The sequence below is a fragment of the Rufibacter sediminis genome (genome assembly GCF_014269285.1).
GTDB lineage: Bacteria > Bacteroidota > Bacteroidia > Cytophagales > Hymenobacteraceae > Nibribacter > Nibribacter sediminis.
In genome coordinates this window covers 19,250-38,213 of the sequence record NZ_JACOAF010000001.1, presented here as the reverse complement: position 1 = coordinate 38,213, position 18,964 = coordinate 19,250, and the positions used below count along the sequence as shown (strand labels likewise).

At 51.7% G+C, this 18,964-nt stretch carries 17 protein-coding genes; 3 read left to right on the top strand and 14 right to left on the bottom strand.

Annotation, left to right across the window (positions count from 1 at the left end; genetic code table 11):
* The 8 genes from H7U12_RS00155 to H7U12_RS00120 all read right to left on the bottom strand — a co-directional run bounded on the left by H7U12_RS00155 (position 1) and on the right by H7U12_RS00120 (position 11,081).
* Entirely contained in the window at positions 1 to 927 is a 927-nt protein-coding gene (locus H7U12_RS00155; protein ID WP_186631099.1) for a ParB/RepB/Spo0J family partition protein, read from the bottom strand.
* A 24-nt stretch (positions 928 to 951) separates the two neighbouring features.
* Entirely contained in the window at positions 952 to 1,731 is a 780-nt protein-coding gene (locus H7U12_RS00150; RefSeq protein WP_186631097.1) for a ParA family protein, read from the bottom strand.
* Between the two features lie 8 nt (positions 1,732 to 1,739).
* Positions 1,740 to 2,420, bottom strand: a complete 681-nt coding sequence (locus H7U12_RS00145) for a metal-dependent hydrolase (protein WP_186631095.1) — start codon at positions 2,418 to 2,420, stop codon at positions 1,740 to 1,742.
* Between the two features lie 874 nt (positions 2,421 to 3,294).
* Positions 3,295 to 5,118 carry a membrane protein insertase YidC gene (yidC, locus tag H7U12_RS00140; RefSeq protein ID WP_186631093.1) on the bottom strand — a complete coding sequence of 608 codons (1,824 nt, stop codon included), beginning with the start codon at positions 5,116 to 5,118 and terminating at the stop codon, positions 3,295 to 3,297.
* Between the two features lie 15 nt (positions 5,119 to 5,133).
* A complete protein-coding gene (locus H7U12_RS00135) occupies positions 5,134 to 6,756 on the bottom strand; it encodes a CTP synthase (protein ID WP_186631091.1) in 1,623 nt (540 codons plus the stop codon).
* A gap of 163 nt (positions 6,757 to 6,919) precedes the next feature.
* Positions 6,920 to 8,398: a hypothetical protein gene (locus H7U12_RS00130; protein ID WP_186631089.1), complete on the bottom strand. Its 1,479-nt coding sequence runs from the start codon at positions 8,396 to 8,398 to the stop codon at positions 6,920 to 6,922.
* Positions 8,389 to 9,423 carry a pepsin/retropepsin-like aspartic protease family protein gene (locus H7U12_RS00125; RefSeq protein ID WP_186631087.1) on the bottom strand — a complete coding sequence of 345 codons (1,035 nt, stop codon included), beginning with the start codon at positions 9,421 to 9,423 and terminating at the stop codon, positions 8,389 to 8,391. Before H7U12_RS00125 ends, H7U12_RS00130 begins: the two co-directional genes overlap by 10 nt.
* A gap of 632 nt (positions 9,424 to 10,055) precedes the next feature.
* A complete protein-coding gene (locus H7U12_RS00120) occupies positions 10,056 to 11,081 on the bottom strand; it encodes a threonine aldolase family protein (RefSeq protein ID WP_186631499.1) in 1,026 nt (341 codons plus the stop codon).
* Between the two features lie 79 nt (positions 11,082 to 11,160).
* Between H7U12_RS00120 and H7U12_RS00115 the strand changes: the two genes are divergently transcribed.
* Entirely contained in the window at positions 11,161 to 11,340 is a 180-nt protein-coding gene (locus H7U12_RS00115) for a hypothetical protein (protein WP_123128764.1), read from the top strand.
* 101 nt (positions 11,341 to 11,441) lie between these two features.
* On the opposite strand, the gene H7U12_RS00110 is transcribed toward H7U12_RS00115, so the two are convergent.
* Together H7U12_RS00110 and pyrE are read right to left on the bottom strand one after the other, a co-directional pair.
* Positions 11,442 to 11,939, bottom strand: a complete 498-nt coding sequence (locus H7U12_RS00110; protein ID WP_186631085.1) for a metallophosphoesterase family protein — start codon at positions 11,937 to 11,939, stop codon at positions 11,442 to 11,444.
* Positions 11,940 to 12,154: 215 nt separating this feature from the next.
* A complete protein-coding gene (gene pyrE / locus H7U12_RS00105; protein WP_186631083.1) occupies positions 12,155 to 12,793 on the bottom strand; it encodes an orotate phosphoribosyltransferase in 639 nt (212 codons plus the stop codon).
* Between the two features lie 56 nt (positions 12,794 to 12,849).
* Between pyrE and H7U12_RS00100 the strand changes: the two genes are divergently transcribed.
* Positions 12,850 to 13,590, top strand: a complete 741-nt coding sequence (locus tag H7U12_RS00100; RefSeq protein ID WP_241748984.1) for an NUDIX hydrolase — start codon at positions 12,850 to 12,852, stop codon at positions 13,588 to 13,590.
* Here the strand turns inward: H7U12_RS00100 and coaD are convergent.
* The 4 genes from coaD to H7U12_RS00080 all read right to left on the bottom strand — a co-directional run bounded on the left by coaD (position 13,532) and on the right by H7U12_RS00080 (position 17,713).
* Complete coding sequence (coaD, locus tag H7U12_RS00095) at positions 13,532 to 14,023, bottom strand: pantetheine-phosphate adenylyltransferase (protein WP_186631081.1); 492 nt, start codon at positions 14,021 to 14,023, stop codon at positions 13,532 to 13,534. The two genes, H7U12_RS00100 and coaD, sit on opposite strands and share 59 nt — an antisense overlap.
* A 759-nt stretch (positions 14,024 to 14,782) precedes the next feature.
* Positions 14,783 to 15,520 (bottom strand): response regulator transcription factor, encoded by a 738-nt coding sequence (locus H7U12_RS00090; RefSeq protein WP_186631079.1) that lies wholly within the window; start codon positions 15,518 to 15,520, stop codon positions 14,783 to 14,785.
* Positions 15,521 to 15,545: 25 nt separating this feature from the next.
* Complete coding sequence (locus H7U12_RS00085; protein ID WP_186631077.1) at positions 15,546 to 16,082, bottom strand: sensor histidine kinase; 537 nt, start codon at positions 16,080 to 16,082, stop codon at positions 15,546 to 15,548.
* Complete coding sequence (locus H7U12_RS00080; protein ID WP_186631076.1) at positions 16,004 to 17,713, bottom strand: histidine kinase dimerization/phospho-acceptor domain-containing protein; 1,710 nt, start codon at positions 17,711 to 17,713, stop codon at positions 16,004 to 16,006. Before H7U12_RS00080 ends, H7U12_RS00085 begins: the two co-directional genes overlap by 79 nt.
* 147 nt (positions 17,714 to 17,860) lie before the next feature.
* On the opposite strand from H7U12_RS00080, the gene H7U12_RS00075 reads away from it, so the two are divergent.
* A complete protein-coding gene (locus tag H7U12_RS00075; protein ID WP_186631075.1) occupies positions 17,861 to 18,922 on the top strand; it encodes a T9SS type A sorting domain-containing protein in 1,062 nt (353 codons plus the stop codon).
* Positions 18,923 to 18,964 lie beyond the last annotated feature (42 nt).

The following is an 18,964-nucleotide window of genomic DNA, read 5'->3' as shown; positions in this document are numbered from 1 at the left end:
TTAGGCGTAGTTTAATATTTCCAGAATACGGTTCAGCTCATCTACAGACACAAATGGGATCTTGATTTCCCCTTTGCCCTCTGGAGAGGCTTTCACGTGAATGCGGGTCCCAAAGTAAGAAGACAACCGGGACTCAACGCGTTTCACTTCGTTTTCTAACGGATGAAGGTCTAGTTTGGTCTGTGGGTCGGGCTTTTTATTGGCAAGGTTGATGTTGCGCACCAGTTCCTCCACTTTGCGCACCGACAGCTCTTCGTTCACAATCTTGCGGTACACCTCCAATTGCTTGTCTACGTCCTCAATGTTGATGACCGCGCGCGCGTGTCCCATGGAGATGAGGTTATCTCTGATCCCGATCTGGATGTCTGGCGGTAATTTCAGCAGACGCAGGTAATTGGTCACGGTGGTCCGTTTCTTGCCCACGCGCTCGCCCAGTTCCTCCTGTTTCAGGCTACACTCAGAAAGCAGCCGTTGGTAGCTCAAGGCAATCTCAATCGCGTTGAGGTTTTCCCGCTGGATGTTCTCAATCAGCGCCATCTCCAGCATCTGCTGGTCATCGGCTTTCCGGATGTAGGCCGGGATGGTTTCCAGACCCGCTAATTTGGCGGCCTGGTAACGGCGCTCCCCGGAGATTAACTGGTACGCATCAGCGCTCAGCTGCCGAACCGTGATGGGCTGGATGATGCCTTGTATGCGGATAGACTCAGCCAATTCTTCCAGCGCCACCTGATCAAAGTGGGTACGCGGCTGGAAAGGGTTGGTCTCAATCTGGGTTAAACTTATATCTGCGATGGTATTGACAGCACTAAGGGTGGATGATGTAGTTTCTTGTTCTGCTGGGGCTTTGCGGTCATAGCTCCCCGTGATAAGGGCATTGAGGCCTCTTCCAAGGCCCCCTGATTTTTTTTTGGCTGAATTATCAGACATGTACTTAGTTTAATCTAAAAATTACTACTGGGCAACTGCCACACCGTTCTTCTCCACAATCTCGCGCGCCAGGTTCAGGTAGCTGATGGCTCCCTTGCTTTCCGCGTCATGGAGAATAGCCGGTATCCCAAAAGAGGGCGATTCACTTAATTTCACGTTCCGGGGAATGATGGTGTCAAACACCATCTGCTGGAAGTGCATCTTCACTTCCTCCACCACCTGGTTAGACAGGCGCAGACGCACGTCATACATGGTCAGCAACAAGCCCTCAATCTCCAGGTCGGGGTTCAGGCGCGACTGGATGATCTTGATGGTGTTCAGAAGCTTTCCTAACCCTTCCAAAGCGAAGTACTCACACTGCACCGGGATGATCACCGAGTCTGCCGCCGTCAGAGAGTTCACCGTGATGAGACCCAGCGAAGGGGAGCAGTCAATGATGATGAAATCATATTTCTCCTTCAAGGGCACCAGCACCTGTTTCATCTTCTCCTCGCGGTTGGGCAGGTTGATCATCTCCACCTCGGCCCCCACCAAGTCAATGTGGGAAGGGATGAGGTCCAGGAAATCAATAGGGGAGGTCATGATGATGTCCTCGGTTTTCACGCCGTCTACCATGCACTCGTAGATGCTGTTCTCAATGTCTTTCGGGTCAAACCCGATGCCAGAGGTGGCATTGGCCTGCGGATCAGCATCTACCAGCAGGGTTTTGTATTCTAATGCGGCTAAGCTGGCTGCCAGGTTAATGGCCGAAGTGGTTTTCCCTACTCCGCCTTTCTGGTTGGCAACGGCAATTATCTTTCCCATTCTTCAGGTTACAGTTCTATGGTTTGACCAATCTCCATCAATATCAACTCCTTCTGCTGGCGCCGGGCAAGTTCCAGGGCCTCCACATGATCAATTTCTATGTACGGGAAGGTGTCATAATGCATCCCGATGATTTTCTTCGTGTTTACGTAATTGGCGGCGACCAGCGCATCTTCCACATCCATGGTGAAATTGTCCCCGATAGGCAACAGCGCGAAGTCAATCTTGAAGCGGTCGCCAATCAGTTTCATGTCCATGTGCAGGGCGGTGTCTCCGGCAAAGTAGAACGTCTGCTCCGCGCTCTCCACCACAAACCCCGCGGCGGTGCCGGCGTAGGTTCCGTCTGGCAACGAGCTGGAGTGGATGGCGTTCACCATCTTCACCGTCCCGAAGGGCAGATGCACCTTTCCGCCGGTGTTCATAGGGTGAACGTTCTCAACACCCTTTTTCTGATACCACGTCACAATCTCAAACATGGCCACCAGCGTGGCGCCGGTTTTCTTGAGCAGGTATTCAGCGTCAGCCACGTGATCTGCGTGCCCGTGGGAGAGCAGGATGTAATCGCATTCTATGGAATCAATGTCAATCTCTGAGGCTAAGGGATTGGGGGTGATGAACGGGTCAAACAGTACCTTAGTACCGCCCATTTCAAAGAGAAAGCAAGATTGTCCGTAATAGGTGATTTTCATCTGTGTAAGGCCAAGGTAGACGATTAACTACAAGATCAAGCATACGCTTTTACAAAGATAAGGTAATTTGGAGAGACTTTTAACCCCGACTTATTAACACTTTGGAGTTATTTATCCCCATTTTAAGGGGAAATCCGGGTTTGTTGACTGGTTTAAGAAAACGGAGGTAGAAGCCTGATCTTTATCTTTTTAGCTTCTATTCAGAACTGCTGCACCGCGATGGATTCTTGAAGTGACAATTGTCCCGGTTTTAAGCCTTTTTAGCCAAAAGGGCCTTGAAACGCTGATTGCACAATCCTTGGGAAAGCGTGACTTCCAGCCGGATTTCTAGCTGACTTGAATCTGTTAAGGTCACGCGCACTTCTTCTTTTCTACGCTTGTTTTAAGGCATTCTGGCAGCTCTATACACCCGGGCAGAAGTTGATTTGAGGCCATTTCAAGGAAAACACCGCTAAAACGCCAATACACGTTCCAGGCCAGGTAAAAGCTAGTCAACTCATAACTGTTGGAGCCAGTTGCTGCCAGACAGGATACCCCTTTAATTGGCAGGGGTGAAGATCAACAAGCCAGATTGTTCCTGGGGCCAAATGGTTTGAGAAACGGGCATAATCAGCGAAAGAACGGCCTGTAGATGCTTTACTGTTCCGCTTTCCTAAGCATACTCTTCCGGTTCTCTCATCGGTTCACCGAAAGCAAATAGGGGCACTTTTACGTTTTGAAAGCAGGAGCCGGGGAGGTGAGTTTTGTTAAAGCTGATTTGGATCTGTTTTGGTGTAAATGGTTTATAAACAGGAATGTTATGAAACGTGATGGTGAAGAATGTAAAACAAAAAAGCCCGGCTTAGCCGGGCTTTTTACTGAAGGGAGGTTGATCTTATTTGGTGCCTTTCTTGCGTTTGGCTTCCTGTTCGGCGGCCACTTTCATGGCTTCTTGTAAACGTTTCTGGAAGCCTCCTTTGGGCTCTTTGCCTTTGTTCTTCTCCTGGTATTCCTCCAGGTTCTTCCGGATCTTGGCATCGTCTACGAAGCGTCTGATCAAGGCCTGCTGCCCGAAGGTGACAATGTTAGACACGAAGTAGTAGAAGCTCAGACCGGCCGGGAAACTGTTCAGAACGAACATGAAGATCACCGGCATCAGGTAGGAGTAGAACTTCATGGGACCCTGCACCGTGCTCACTTGGTTGTTAGACCAGGTGTACAGAATGGTAGAAGCCGTCATGAGCAGGGTGAACATACTCACGTGGTTTCCATAGAAAGGAATGGTGAACGGCAGCATGGCAAACACATCATACGTGCTCAGGTCATGCGCCCACAGGAACGGCTCCTGGCGTAGCTCAATAGAGTTCGGGAAGAAGTTGAACATCGCGAACAGGATAGGCATCTGCAGCAGCATAGGAATACAGCCACTCATGGGGTTCACGCCCATTTTAGAGTAGAGCGACATGGTCTCAGCCTGCGTCTTCTGCATGTCGCCATCGTTTTTCTCTTTGATAGCGTCAATCTCGGGCTTCAAAACTTTCATCTTGGCCATGGAGATGTATGACTTGTAAGTCAGCGGGCTCAAAATCAACTTGATGTAGAGTACCAGCAAGATGATGATGATGCCGTACGATGGCACGAAGTCTTCCAGGAAGTCAAACGCCGGGATGATCAGCAGTTTGTTCACCCAGGAGAAGATGCCCCAGCCCAGTTCCAGGTTGCGGTCAAAGCCTTCGGTCACGTTCTTGAGCACGTCATAGTCGTTCGGGCCGAAGAAGTAGGTGAAATGTGCTTTGCCACCCAGCACATCCTGCGCCGGAATAGTCAGTTTAGAGGTGAGGGTCTTTACCTGCGTGGTATCGGCCTCGTTCATGGCAGTGGTCACCTCCGCATTGGCGAAGTTATTCTGCGCGATGATGGCCGCCGTAAAGAAGTTCTGCTTGTTGGCAACCCATTTCACCGGCTCCTCCAATTTCTCAGACTCGGTTTCAGTGGCGCTGGCCGAAAGATTGTCAAAGCTCTCGTCTGCGGTGTAGTAGTTGATGGTGGAGTGACTGCGGTTCTGCTTAATGTCCTTCTCCAGACGCTTCAACTCATCGGTCCAGGTGAGGAGAACGGGTTGCTGCGCAATCAGGCCTTCCATGCCCCGGAAGTTCAGCTGGTAGCCCACTTGGTAGGAATCTTCCTGCAAGGTGTACACCTGCTCAATTAACTGGCCTGGCGCTACCTGGGCGGTGAAGGTGATGGACTGGGCCGGTTTCTCATTGACGGTCAGGTTAGAAACCGCCGATGGTTGGAAAAACAGGTCAGAAAGGCGAACGGTGCGGCCATCTTTCGTCTGGAAGCTGAATTCCTGCTGGCTTGTTTCTTTGTCAAACAAAATCAACGGCTTCTTGTCCCAGGTTTTGTAGCTTTTCAGCTCCACTTCTTCCACCTTGCCACCCTGGCTACCCAAAGCAACGCGAAGCACCTTGTTCTCCAGGGTCACCGCTTGGTTCTGGCCGGTGGCCAGCGCCCCGAAGGAGCCTAGCTTGGCAACCCGCTCGGCCGTGGCCAGGGAGTCCTGCACCAGGTTCTGAGCGGCGGGTGCCGTCTTGCTGGTGGTGTTTTTAGCTGCATTGGCGACCGGCTTCTGCTCCGGCCCTTTCATAAAGAAAATACTGTAAACCAGTATAAGGATGGCAATCAGGCCCATGCCTATTGCTGAATTTTTATCCATAAGGGTTAAGAAGGGTTATTTGTTTTTGTTTTTAGACTGGGAAATAGCGGCCTTGATGAAGCGCACGAAAAGAGGGTGCGGGGCCAACACGGTGCTCTTCAACTCTGGGTGGTACTGGGCCGCTACAAACCAGGGGTGATTCTGTAATTCAATCACCTCTACCAACCCGGTGTCTGGGTTCACGCCAGAGGCCAGCATGCCGGCTTCTTCAAAGGCTTTCAGGTACTGGTTGTTGAATTCATAGCGGTGGCGGTGACGCTCAGAGATATGGTTCCGGCCGTAGGCGTGAAACGCTTTGGAGCCTTTCTTCAGATCGCAGGCGTAGGAACCCAACCGCATGGTGCCTCCCTTCTGGGTGACGTTCTTCTGCTCCTCCATCATGTCAATAACCGGGTGCGGCGTGGTGGGGTTCATTTCCGTGGAAGCGGCGTCTTTCAGCCCCAGCACGTTGCGGGCGAACTCCACGGCGGCGCACTGCATGCCCAAACAGATCCCGAAGAACGGAATGTTGCTTTCGCGCACGTACCGGATAGCCTCCAGCTTGCCCTCAAAACCGCGCTCCCCGAAGCCCGGTGCCACCAATACCCCGTTCATGCCTTCCAGGTGGAGGTGCACGTTCTCGGCGGTGATGAACTCAGACTGGATGGATTTCAGGTGGACTTTGCACTCGTTGGCTGCACCCGCGTGGATGAAGGACTCAATGATGGATTTGTAAGCATCGGGTAACTCCACGTACTTGCCCACCAGCGCAATGGTCACTTCTTCAGTAGGGTTCTTTAAACGACCCAAAAACTCTTTCCAGGAGTCCAGGTTGATGTCCTGACGGCTGGTGAGTTTCAGTTTTTTGATCACGCGCTCGTCCAGTTTCTCTTTTTTCATGAGCAACGGCACGTCATAAATGGTCTCGGCATCCAAGGACTCAATTACCGCGTTAGGCGCCACGTTGCAAAATAAGGCGATTTTGCGACGCATCTCGGCCGGGATGGAGTGCTCTGAGCGGCAAACCAGAATGTCGGGCTGCACCCCAGACTCAGATAAGGCTTTCACCGAGTGCTGGGTAGGTTTGGTTTTCAGCTCGCCGGCGGCTTTCAGGTAGGGGAGCAGCGTGAGGTGGATCACCACGGTGTCGTTGGGGTTCAGGTCCCAGCGCAGCTGACGCACCGCCTCAATGAACGGCAGAGATTCAATATCGCCCACGCAACCGCCAATCTCGGTGATCACGACGTCAAATTCACCGGTTTCGCCCAGTGACAGCATGCGGCGTTTGATCTCGTCGGTGATGTGCGGGATAACCTGCACGGTTTTCCCCAGATAGGCACCCTGGCGTTCCTGGGTGATGACGTTGTGGTAGATACGGCCGGTGGTCACGTTATTGGCCTGAGACGTGGCGGTGTTCAGGAAGCGCTCATAGTGGCCCAGGTCCAGATCGGTCTCGGCGCCATCTTCGGTCACATAGCACTCGCCGTGCTCATAAGGATTAAGCGTACCCGGATCTATGTTGATGTAAGGGTCAAATTTTTGAATGGTTACAGAGAATCCTCTCGCTTGCAGAAGTTTAGCCAAAGAAGCGGAGATGATGCCTTTCCCTAGTGAAGAAGTCACACCTCCCGTAACGAAAATGTATTTAGCAGAAGCCATAAGTTGAGTTTGTCTTATGGACTGCAAAGTTACTCTAAATTATTGGAACAGGCGGGAAAATGTTTGCCTTTACCGGTGAACCGAGGTCAAATAGGGTGCTAACTGCCTTTTGAGGTTCTTTTCCAGAAAACAGGTCTAAAACAGCAAGATACCGGCGGAGGTTCTATTCCACCCAGATGATGGAGTTGCCGGTGCCGTATTCATTCTGCTCCCAGAGTTTGTTGCCCGGGTCAATGATCCAGTTGCCGTCTACGTAGAATTTGTACCGGTTCTTGCCCACGGGCAGGTGAACGCTGAAGACCCAGTCGTTGCCTTCTCGTTTCATCCGCAGGGCGTTAGGGTCCCAGTTGTTGAAGTCGCCGGCCAGAAACACGTCTTTCGCCTTGGCGTGATTCTTCAGCCGGAACGTGTGGTTGGGGCCCAGAATCAGGTAAGAGCTGCCGTTTCCGTCGCGGTTGCCCACTTTCACCGGATTGGAGGGGTCCAGTACCCAGCGTCCGTCTACCTTGAACTTGTACTCGTAATTGCCCGGCCCAATGGTGTAGGGCAGCTCCCAGCCGGTGGGGGTTTTCTTCATCACCAGTTCAAAGTCGCGCCAGGTGTTGAAACTGCCGGCCAGGAAAACCTCTTTGGCATCTGGGTAGCCTTCTAATCTGAAAAGGTAGGGTTTGCCGATCCGTAGCATGGAGTTCAGGCCTTGGTAGCCATCGGGCACGGTTTCAGTTTTGCCCGGCTCGTGGTGCCATTCGCCGTCTACAATGTATTTGTAGATGTGGGTGCCTTCGGCCAGGTAGAGGGGTAGTTCCCAGCCTTTGCCCGTTTTGTTCATCACCAGATCGCGCTCTGCCCAGTTGTTGAAGGAACCCGCCAAATACACCCGCCGGGCGTTCTGGTACGCACTGAGCCGGAAAATGGCGTTGGTTTTGAAGAAGACCGAATTGGTGTTGCCGCGGCCATCGTTTTCCTTGAGCAGATTGTCGGGGTCGGTGGTCCAGGAGCCGTCTACCAAAAACTTGTACCAGTGTTTGCCCGGTTGCAGCGGCACGAGGGCAATCCAGCCAGAATCGGTTTTGGCCATGGGTAGGGCATCGGGCACCCATTTGTTGAAGGTGCCGGCCAGGTACACCTTGCGGGCCTGCCCGTTGTTGCGCAGGTAAAAGGTCACCACGGAGTCTTGCTCCGGGAAAGCCATTCTGTTTCTGAACCGGTTGTAGCCGAAGACCACGCCCCGGTTGATCATCCCGAAGTTAACGGTGCCGCCTTTACCTTTCTCGGTGAGCACAATGCGTTCCACCGGGCTCTTGATGTGCTCAAACACCTGCAAAGGTTTGCTGAACACCACTTTGTCGGCTAGGCTTTGGTCAATTTGCCAGCCCTGCTGCTGGAGCGAATCAGAAGAATTGGACTGAAAGAACTGTTTGAAGCCCACATCGGTGAGGTTGAACTGCACCAGAAAGGTGTCCAGCTCAGCCGCCCTGATCTTTTTGCTCAGCTCAATCATCATCTTGCCGTCTTTCACGGTGTACCTTTTTACCGGAGTCTGGGCATGGCAAGCCAGCTGCAGGGCCACTACCAAAATGACAGTGCACCAGCAGGCCAGGAATAGCCGTTGCCAGGAAGACCAGACGATGTTTATTTCCATGTATACAGTTCGCGCTTCACAAAATTAAAGCCAATTTTGTTATTATTCACTGAAAGGACGTCAAAGCCCAGTACTCCGTTCACGCAGCCGTTGTACGAAAAACAGGTATTCTCCAGGCTGGTGATGAGCACGGGCAGCGAGGCGATGTCCTGGCTCCCGAACCGGATGTTCTTCAAATCTCCCCGCAGGGCCTCTATTTTACGCGTTCCCGTGCCCGTGAGCATGACCCGACCGGTAATCTCTACGTTTTCGAAGATCTTGTTGGGCAGGCGGCTGTCCAGAATGTTGCTTTCGGCCCCGCAGTCTATGATGAAGTCAATTTTCTTGCCCGCCATCTGGGTGTGGAGAATGATCCGGTTGTCTTTCAGGTCGAAGGGGATGGTGTGGTACCCGGAGGTGTCCTGCAATTGGGTGTTCCGGTAGGTCTCGCGCTCTTTCTTGCCAATGCGGTGCAGGTAAATCAGGCTTCGTTCGTAATCAATGATCATCTCGCACTGCCGGAACAGCTCCATGCCTAGCAGCCCCAGAATTTTCACCTTTTTGCTGTTTTCCAGGTGTCCCAGATTGACCAGATCGGCTTTCAGGCGGGTGTACGGGAGCGTGCCCAGCATAAATTTCTTTACCACGGTTTGCACCACCACGGGAGAAGAGCCGGTTACGCTGGTTCGCTCGGCGTTGGAATCCTTCATCTTAGGATAATCCCGGAAATAGGTGATGTTGAGCACCAGGCTCTGCGCCCCGGTATCCAGAATGAAGTTTCCCAGCGTGGTATCGGCCTGCGCCTGAATCAGAATCAAATTGCCCACCCGGGTGAACGGTATCACGCAGGACATCGAATCATTGTCGGCAAACAGGGTGCTCAGGGAAAAGGAGGAAAGAGATGCTCCGATGTTCGGGAGGTGAAGTTTCCTTTTCGGGCCCGATGTCAGGTTTTCCAGGGATTTCCCTTCCCCGCAAAGGCTGGCCAGTAGCAGCAGGAACACACCTGCAAACCTCAACAGACTGAAACGGAAGGGGAACAACATTAGAAGCCGGTGCCGGATGCGTTTAAGCGGTTTAAACCAATAATTTCACGGGAAAGGTACTTGCCGGAGTAAAGTAGCAATAAATAATAGAGAAAACATGCTATTGTTTTTGCGGCACTTTTAGAAAAAGGCACCAGAAACGTAAATGCCGGCATTCTTCGCCCCAGGTTTTCAGTTCGATTTCTTGAAACAAGGTGATTAGCTGCTGAAGAAGGCTTTAAGAAGGAGCGGGAGAAAGGTTACCTTATCGGTGGCGATTCATAATAAAAGAACCTGTTGTTTTACGGCCATTTTTGAGAAATCAGCACAAAAGCAGCATTGTGATTAAATGTATAATTGCTTGTCATGATGATTCTTGTGTGCTTTGATGAGTAGAACAGCTGGAGGTGATCAACTGGTATCAAATAAGAGATATTCTTGGCTGATTGTTAGTTCTGAATTGCTTCATGGCAGAACTAAGACTGGCTTCGGTGCGCGCGGATTTGGAAGCTGGCACTAAGGCTTCGCACAACCGGAAGCACAATGACGCGCTATTGGAACTATCCAAAGCCTCTTAAAAGAAAGTCCATCGTTTAGGGCCTGTTTTCACAAAACAGGCCCTAAACGATGGACTAATAAACAAAGCGTAAACTCTATAAAGTGAAAGTGGTAATCGCATCTTCTACGGTAGCCATCATTTCCTCTTTGAGATCCAGGTGGGTGACAAACCGAATCATCTGCGGCCCGAAGGAAGTAGCCAGAATGCCTTTCTCCTCCAGGTAAGCCAGATATCCGTTCATGTTCACCTCAGGAGCCAGGGTGAAGATCACGATGTTGGTGTCTACCGGCGTTACTTCGGTCACGTAGGAGGTTTGCTGTAGCACGTTGCCCAACTGCTTCGCCCGGTCATGGTCTACCTGCAGGCGCTGGATGTTGTTCTGGAGGGCGTAAAGTCCGGCGGCGGCGAGGTAACCCGCCTGACGCCATCCGCCGCCCAGCACCTTGCGCACGCGCTTGGCTTGTTCAATCAGGGGTTTAGGTCCCAGCAGGAGGGAGCCCACCGGCGCGCCCAGTCCTTTGGACAGGCAAACGGAGATGGTATTGAAGTAGCGGCCGTATTCCCGGGCATCGTCCCCGGAGGCCACCAGCGCATTGAACACCCGGGCTCCGTCTAAGTGCAGGGCTATTCTGTTCTGGCGGCACACCTCAGAAATAGCCGCTATTTCAGAAATCGTGTAATAAGCACCGCCGCCTTTATTACAAGTGTTTTCCAACGACACCAGGCTGCTCACCGGGTAATGGACGTTGTCTGGGTTGATGGAGGTCGCCACCTGCTCTGGGGAGATCTTGCCGCGAACTCCGTCCACCAGTTTCACCGAGGCCGCCGAGTTGAACGCGATGCCGCCGGCCTCATATAAATAGATGTGGCTGGTGCGGTCGCAGATTACCTCAGAAAGGGGCTGGGTATGCAATTTAATGCCAATCTGATTGGTCATGGTGCCGGAAGGACAGAAGAGACCCGCCTCCATCCCAAACAAACTGGCCCCGTAGGCCTGCAACTCATTCACGGTGGGGTCTTCACTGTACACATCATCTCCTACCTGGGCCTGAAACATGGCTTCCAACATGGCCGGAGAAGGTTTGGTGACGGTATCGCTACGGAGATCAATCAAAGGAATCACGTGATTTTTTAGGCTGAACTGTTGAGAATGTAAAAGTAATAACTTACTTTTGCGATTCAATTTTAAATATTGACCGATGGCAGTTACTAGATTAAAAAGAAAAGACCGTAAGAATAAAGCAAGACAGAACAACAAACAACGCGTTATCAAGCAATTGTTGTCTACTCCAGTGATCAAGAACGTGGATGTTGAAGAGCTGAAAGCTCGTTTCACTTCTGCTCCAGCCGCTAGCGCGGAAGTTGCTACCGCTGAGTAATTCTGCGTTATTTCGTTCGCCTACTGCCTTTCGGCAAACTGTACGCGATTACTCTCACTACTCGATAGTTGAAAGTGTAACCTCATAAGGTTACACTTTTTTTATGCCCGCTTCCCCAGCTCAATGGCCTGCAGGTGCTGCACTTTGCCCTCCAGTACTTCAAAGCGCATCATGGTCCGCATCTGGTGAAAGCCGTGCCGACCGGCCGCGCCGGGGTTAAGGTGCAGGAGGTTGCCGTGTTTGGGGTCCTGCATCACTTTGAGGATGTGGGAATGCCCGCAGATGAACAGCTTAGGAGGATTTTCTTTGATAAGAGTCCGCACTTCGGGGGCGTACTTTCCCGGGTACCCGCCAATGTGCGTCATGAGTACGTCCAGCCCCTCGCAGGTAAACCGAAGGTTCTTGGGGTGCAGCGCGCGTACATCGGCGGCATCAATGTTCCCGTACACGCCCCGGATGGGAGCCACCTGCGCCAATCGCTCCGAGACCTCAGCCGTCCCGAAATCCCCCGCGTGCCAGATCTCATCACACCCTTTCAGAAGTTCAAGAATGCGGTCATCCAGATAACTGTGGGTGTCTGAGAGCAAGCCGATTTTCATGTATCTAATGTGCTAATGGGTTAATGTGCTGAGGTGCTAATTTTTTGATTGGTAAATTTGGGGATGTGGAGATTTGAAGATTTCTCCCGCTGCTTTGGGCCTGTTTTTGGAAAACAGGCCCAAAACTGGAATTCCTGTTAGGCCGTACCCTATCAATTCAACAGCTAATTGCGCATAATTTAATTAGCACCTCAGCACATTAACCCATTAGCACATTATTTTCCCCAGGTTTCGGGTTGCTGGCGCCATTGCTCCAGGGTGGTGATGGCTTCTTGGGAGATGTAGCCTTGGGCGGCGGCCGTTTCCAGCAGGGCGTTGTAGTGGCTGAGGCAAACGGTAGGGATGCCTGCGGCGGAGAAGTTCTCCTCGGCTTGGCTGAAACTGTAGGTGAAGATGGCGGCCATTCCAATGACTTCGCCTCCGGCGGCTTGCACGGCCTTGGCGGCCTTCAAAGAGGAACCTCCGGTGGAGATCAGGTCTTCGATGAGCACCACGCGCTGGTCTTTTTCTAATTTTCCTTCAATTTGATTCCCCATTCCATGGCTCTTTGGCTCAGGACGTACGTATAAATACGGCAAGTTCAGAATATCTGCTACTAAAGCGCCCTGGGCAATGCCCGCCGTGGCTACGCCGGCAATGGCTTGCACCCCAGGGAACTGGGCCTGCACGGCTTGCGCCAAAGCATTTTTGATGAAAGATCGGATATGCGGAAAAGAGAGCGTTACGCGGTTATCGCAGTAAATGGGGGAGTTCCAGCCGGAACTCCATTTAAACGGCTGCTCTGGGCGCAGGCGCACCGCTTGGGTTTCAAGGAGGTAAGCCGCAATCTGGGCGGCGGTTTCTGTCTGTGGCATGGGCGAAATTACACAAATAGTCGTAATCTTTTCCTTGCCGCTACGTCTTGTGCCCTATGAAAATTCTTTCTTATTTTGTACCTCTTTACGCGCCTTACCTAAGCGACAACTTCATGAATGTCTTTATCAACGACATCCCACTGATTATTAAAAAAAGCAGTGAAAAGATCTTTAAGCACAAATACGATTTAGTGCTCGGTAAAGACGATCAGTTTACCTCCAAAGATCTGGTAGGGGATGTGCTCATCCGTGACGTAGACTCGGCTTTGATTGACCGCCTGGTGCGGCTCATGGAAGTAAAGAAACTCAAGAAACTGGAGTCTCTTACCCTGGTCACCGATAAAAAGAAGAAGCTCATTGCCCACCTCAAAGATCAGTTCAAGATCATCAAAGCCGCTGGCGGCATGGTGATCAAAGACGAGAAGATCCTGATGATTTACCGCCTGGGCATGTGGGACCTTCCCAAAGGCAAGATCAAGAAGTCTGAGGAAACCGGGCTTGGCGCCTTGCGCGAGGTGGAAGAGGAATGTAACATCAAAGTGGCCATCACGGGTGAACTCCCCAACACCTGGCATTCCTACGCCTACAAGGGTAACAAGATCCTGAAGAAGACCAGCTGGTTCACCATGCAGTGCCTGGATGACACCTATATGAAACCACAGGCAGAAGAATTCATTGAGGAAGTACGTTTCATGACCCCAGACGAAGTGCTGGAGGTGCTGCCCGAGTCCTATGCCTCTATTCAGTTTGTGGTCCGGGACTTTTTGAAGGCAATGAAGAAAGGTGGAAAGGAATAAACTCCTGCACGTTGCCTCCAAAGCGGTGAATCTCCCTAATGATGGAGGAGTTAATGGCCGCCAGCGAAGGAGAGGTAATTAAAAACACCGTCTCCAGGTCTGGGTTGATGTGGCGGTTTGCCTGCGCAATGGTGTTCTCATACTCAAAATCAGTGGTGTTGCGCAGGCCCCGGAGCAAGAACTTGGCGCCCACTTCCTTCGCGAAATCAGCGGTGAGGCCTTTGTAGGCCTGCACCCACACCTGCGGATTGTCCTTAAACACCCCTTCAATAATGGTCACCATCTCCTCTACAGAAAAGTAGCGGCTCTTGCTGCTGTTGTTCCCAATGGCGATGATGATGTTGTCAAACAACTCACAGCCGCGCTGTACCACGTCATAGTGTCCGTTGGTGAAGGGGTCAAAAGAACCGGGGAAGATGGCGATGCGCTTCATAAGCCAAAGGTAAAAGGAGGTTGCGGTGGAACGTTTTCAGCGGTGAAGATGCTGAAAATATTCTGTTCCTGTACCGCTAAGCCCGCTAAATGTTTCCTCTCCATCTGTTTTAAGCCAGTTTTTCAGAAAAGAGCCCCAAAGCCCATAGCGCTTTATCTATAGGAATTTTCTCTTTTGTAGGGGCAAACCCTTGTGGTTGCCCGTGCTGCAGTCTGCGCAACTACGAGAGTTGTCGGTGAAAACACCAACAACGGATACGCACATCATTCCCCTTACAAGGAGGTACAATGATTGTACCGGGGATGGCAGGACGATTTAAAAAGCCCAACGCCTGGCAACTGAGCAGCTACTATGGCGCGGAAGTTACTTCCGTGACTAACGGTTCTGGCAAGGCACGGAAGTAACTTCCGCGCCATAGAAAAGGAATGTTCTCCAGAAAGCCATAACCACAAGCGTAATCACTACTCTCTGATTAAATGAGAAACCTTTCTGCCACCGTTTCATTTCGCCGTTGTTGGTGTTCTCACCAACAACCTAAACTTCAGTCAGAGCCGAACGGGCAACCACAAGGGATTGCCCCTACCATTATCAGGTCCATTGATCAGATGTTTACAAAGCGTCTCCTGTCTCCTACATAATGGAGTGATGATAGATGGTGTTAAGTTAAGTTATAGAGAAAGTAAAAGGGTGTTTTGAGGCTGTTCTTAGAAAAACAGCCTCAAAACACCCTTTTGCATGAAGTACTGAAGGACGCCAGCTTTACAAGGAAGGAGCCAGAGCCTGGGTCTCATGCATCGGGGCTACCAACCGGAAGCCGTTTCCGTGCACGTTGATGATTTCCACGCGGGAATCGCCCTTCAGGTATTTCCGGAGTTTGGTCACGAACACATCCATGCTGCGGGCGGTGAAATAGTTGTCGTCCTTCCAGATTTTGCTGAGGGCCACCTCGCGAGGAAGCACATCGTTCAGGTACTGGCACAACAGCAGCAGCAACTCCGCTTCCTTGGGGGAGAGTTTCTGGGTTTCATTTCCGCGGGTGATGAGGCGGGTTTTGAAGTGGAAGTGGTAAGTTCCCAACTGAAACTCGGTGGCCGTTGATTTCTCGGCGTGAGCCGAGGCGGCTTTGCGGTGCAGGATCGCCTTCAGCTTGCAGAGCAGAATCTCTGAGTCAAAGGGTTTGGTGATGTAGTCATCGGCCCCAATCCTGAAGCCTTCCAGCATATCAGCTTTCATGGCTTTGGCAGTCAGGAAGATGACGGGCATGTCGGGGTTCACCTTTTTGATGTCCGCGGCCAAGGAGAAACCATCTTTGAGGGGCATCATCACGTCCAGAATGCAGCCCGCAAACGATTCTTTCTGGAACATGTGCAGCCCTTGCATGCCGTCGGTGCAGAGCGTCACGTCATAGTCGTGCAGTTCCAGGTAATCTTTCAGGACCATCCCAAAGTTAGGGTCATCTTCCACCAGAAGAAGGCGGGTGTCAGGTTGTGCGTTCATGGGAGATTGGAGTTTAGCAAGAGGATTAACTGACCTGTTTCTGGAAAGGAAGCCACAACGTGAACTTGCTGCCTTTGCCTAGTTCACTGCGGAGGTGGATGCTGCCGGCGTGGGCCTCGGCCATGGTTTTGACGTAGCTTAGCCCCAACCCGAAGCCTTTCACGTTGTGCACGTTGCCGGTGGGCACCCGGTAGAATTTCTCAAACACTTTTTTCTGCGCCTCTCTGGACATGCCGGTGCCCTGGTCTTCCACGGAAATGTGCAGGCCCTTGGCAATGGTGGCCGTCTGGATCACGATTTTAGGGGCGTTAGGGGAATACTTGTTCGCGTTGTCCAGCAGGTTGCCAATCATGTTGGCCAGGTGGCCGGGATCGGCCCAGATGTACGGCGAAGGAGCGTCCAGTTTCAGGTCCAGCATGCCCTGCCGCTGCTCAATGTGCAACTGAAAAGGCTCGGCTGCTTTCCTGATCAGTTGGTGCACGTCTACTTCCTCAAAAGCCAGTTGAAGCGTTCGCCGCTCCAGCTGGGCCGTCTGCAACACTTTTTCCACCTGCTGGTGCATGCCTTGTTCTCGTCCTTGATGATGCGGGCGTAGTAGTCAACCCGTGCTTCATCTTTCCGCACCTTGGGGTTCACCAGCGCGTCCAACGCCAGGGAAATGGTGGCGATGGGCGTTTTGAACTCGTGAGTCATGTTGTTGATGAAGTCATTCTTGATCTCGGAAATCTTCTTCTGCCGCAGAATGGTGTACAGCGTGAACGAGAACGTAAGAATGATGATGAGGGTGAACAGCACCGAGATGGCCGACGGAAGCAATAAACTCTGCCAGACATAGAGGTTTCGGTCCGGGAAGTTCAACAACAGAAAGCCGGGAGCGGTCATAACGTCGTTGGGGAACAGCCGAACCGCGTATTCATTCTCCTTGAGGGTAGAAGGGAGGCGTATACCACCCGCCGAGGCCAGCACGATGTTGGGGTTGCCGGTACTGGCGGCCGTTTGCAGGGAGCATTTGTATGGGGTGGTGATGTTGCGGGCCGCCAGCTCATCTGTGAGCAGCTCATTTACCTGTAGTTCCTGCAGCCGTTCGGCCAGCGGTTTTTCCTTGCGCACGTATTCCACGGCCATTTGCTGCATCACTTTGTTCAGGTGCTGGGCTTTGGCCTCGGCTTTTTTCTGGGGCGCTTTTTCAGGAGTTGCTTTGGGCAAGGAAGAAAGCGTTGATTTCTCTTTTGTCTTTCGCTGCGATACAGACGGAGTTAAAGTAGAACTGAAGCCAGTGGTAGAGGAGACCTTGCCGATTGCCTTCCTTTCTTTGGTTGCCTGGCCAAAAAGTGCCATCGCGTTTCCTATGGAGTCTTTGGCCAGCGTAATGGCTCTACGCCAGGTTTGATTAGGAAGGGTATCTACAATAATGTCAATGCCTTTCCCTTTTACCACCCGTACTTCCTTGATGTTCTTCGTTTTGATCTGGCGTAGCAGATCCTGCTGATGGGCCCGCAGAATGGAATCTGGGCTCATTCTGAAAACCACGCCAGAATCGGATGACAGAAATTTTGTAGGGTTGTTTCGATGGAAAGAGTCCATCATGGGTATCTGGGCGGCAATAATTTTCCAGATGACGACAGAGTCAGTGGAGCCCTTCCCGAAAAATTCCGTTGGTTTTCCGGCCGGGACCTCCACCCGAACCCCTTTGAGGTGGAGGTTGGCTTTCGATTCTTTGCCTGAAGCAAAGCCGATGGTGTTGGTTTTGGCTATTAATACATTAGAAGCAGAAAAGGTAGTCATCTGGCTTGCAGAAATGGCCATTTGGGGGGGAGAAACCAGCAGCGGATGCGAAGGAGATACAGCTTTAGCGGCCGGGGCGGGCAGAACTGCCGGCGCAGCCAGCGTCAGCGTTTTTGATCGTTTCTTATTGGCCGATGCGGGCCGGGGGGGCTCTGCTTTCGGAAGGGCAGGCGGCTCGGGGGACAAGGCGGCGGCTCTGATCTGCGGAGCTTCTTCTTTCAGGAAATGGATGGCCTCCTGGGTTTCCAGCCGGCGGGCTACCTGTTGCAGCGCATCATTGACGTTCCGGTCAAAAACCTCTTCCTCCATCCGGACCGCATGATGGATCCAGTACACCTGGAACCCGATCAGCCCTATCAGGGAGATCGTCATGAGTAAAATGACCAACAGCAAAGTTTTCTTTCTCATCTCAACAAAGATAAAGGCTTATTTGAGCAGGTTCTTCACTTTAACTTTTCTTTAACAGACTTTAACCAAGCCTTAACCTCTTTCTTAGAAGATACCCGGTAATATTGTGTGGATCAACGAAATAGCCTCACCTAAAATACCATTCTTATGAGAAAGAAACAAGACGCCTTTACATTCCTGGTTTCGCTGCTGCTGCTCTCTGCTACGGTTTTCATCCCGGCGCAGGCCCAGGTCAAAGAAGATGTTAAGACTCCCGGCACCCGACAGGCCAAAGTGAAAATCTTCAAGCGGGAAGGTGCTACCGCTTATATGTTAGACACGCTCCTAACCATCCCGGAAGGCATGTCTTACCTGGAGGCTGTCAAAAACCTGAAGACCGATTCTGTTTCCTTTAAAGAACTAGGGGCGAAGGCGATAGCTGAAACGCGCTTTTCTACCGCATACGGGGCAACGGGGTTCACAGGGCTGGCGAGTGATTCCCTCAGAACCATGGTCTTCAGGACGGCGGTGCCGGATTCCCTTTTTGGCCGAATAAAAGCGATAAAGGTGCTCAGGGCCCAAACCCTGTCCGGCGATTCAACAAAAAGAACACACGCTTTCTCCGTTACTATTTCCGGGAACGCGGCCTTGGGTAAGACCATCGTTGACTCAATGGTCCAGAACGTGCGGTTCTTCCGGGTAGACAGTGTCCTGCAATTGAACCCCGATACCTTTTACCTGAACGAAACCATCCGGGTAGACAAAGCTGGAAACGCAGAGGAAATCAAAATTACCCGGTTGCGGGAGAAAGCCTCCGGCGAGGTGCTGGAATCCGGAGACTACAAGGTCATTCAGTTGAGAGTGCCCAATCCGGAGCAGATCATCGTCCTGAAGAAGACCAAAAATGCTGCGGAACCTGATAAAAAGGAAGCGCTGAAAGCTGCCACATCACACAGCAAGAAAGAAGCGGAGGCCATTCCTATAGAACTCCAGCTTTTTCCTAACCCTACAAACGGGGAGGTGAATATTAACTTCTTTTCCAAAAAGAGAACGAAAGCGCAGGTACGGGTAGTAGACAGCCAGGGCAAAACCGTGTTGGAAGAGGATCTGGGAAGCGTGCAGGGGCAGGTGTACAAAAGATATAATCTGGCCAGATTTGGCAAGGGAATGTATGTGGTGCAGGTTCAAGTAGGAAAATCAGCTCAGGCGGGTAAAGTAGTGGTAGAGTAGCATTTAGTTTGTATGTTTGGTGGATAGGCCTGAGATATTTTT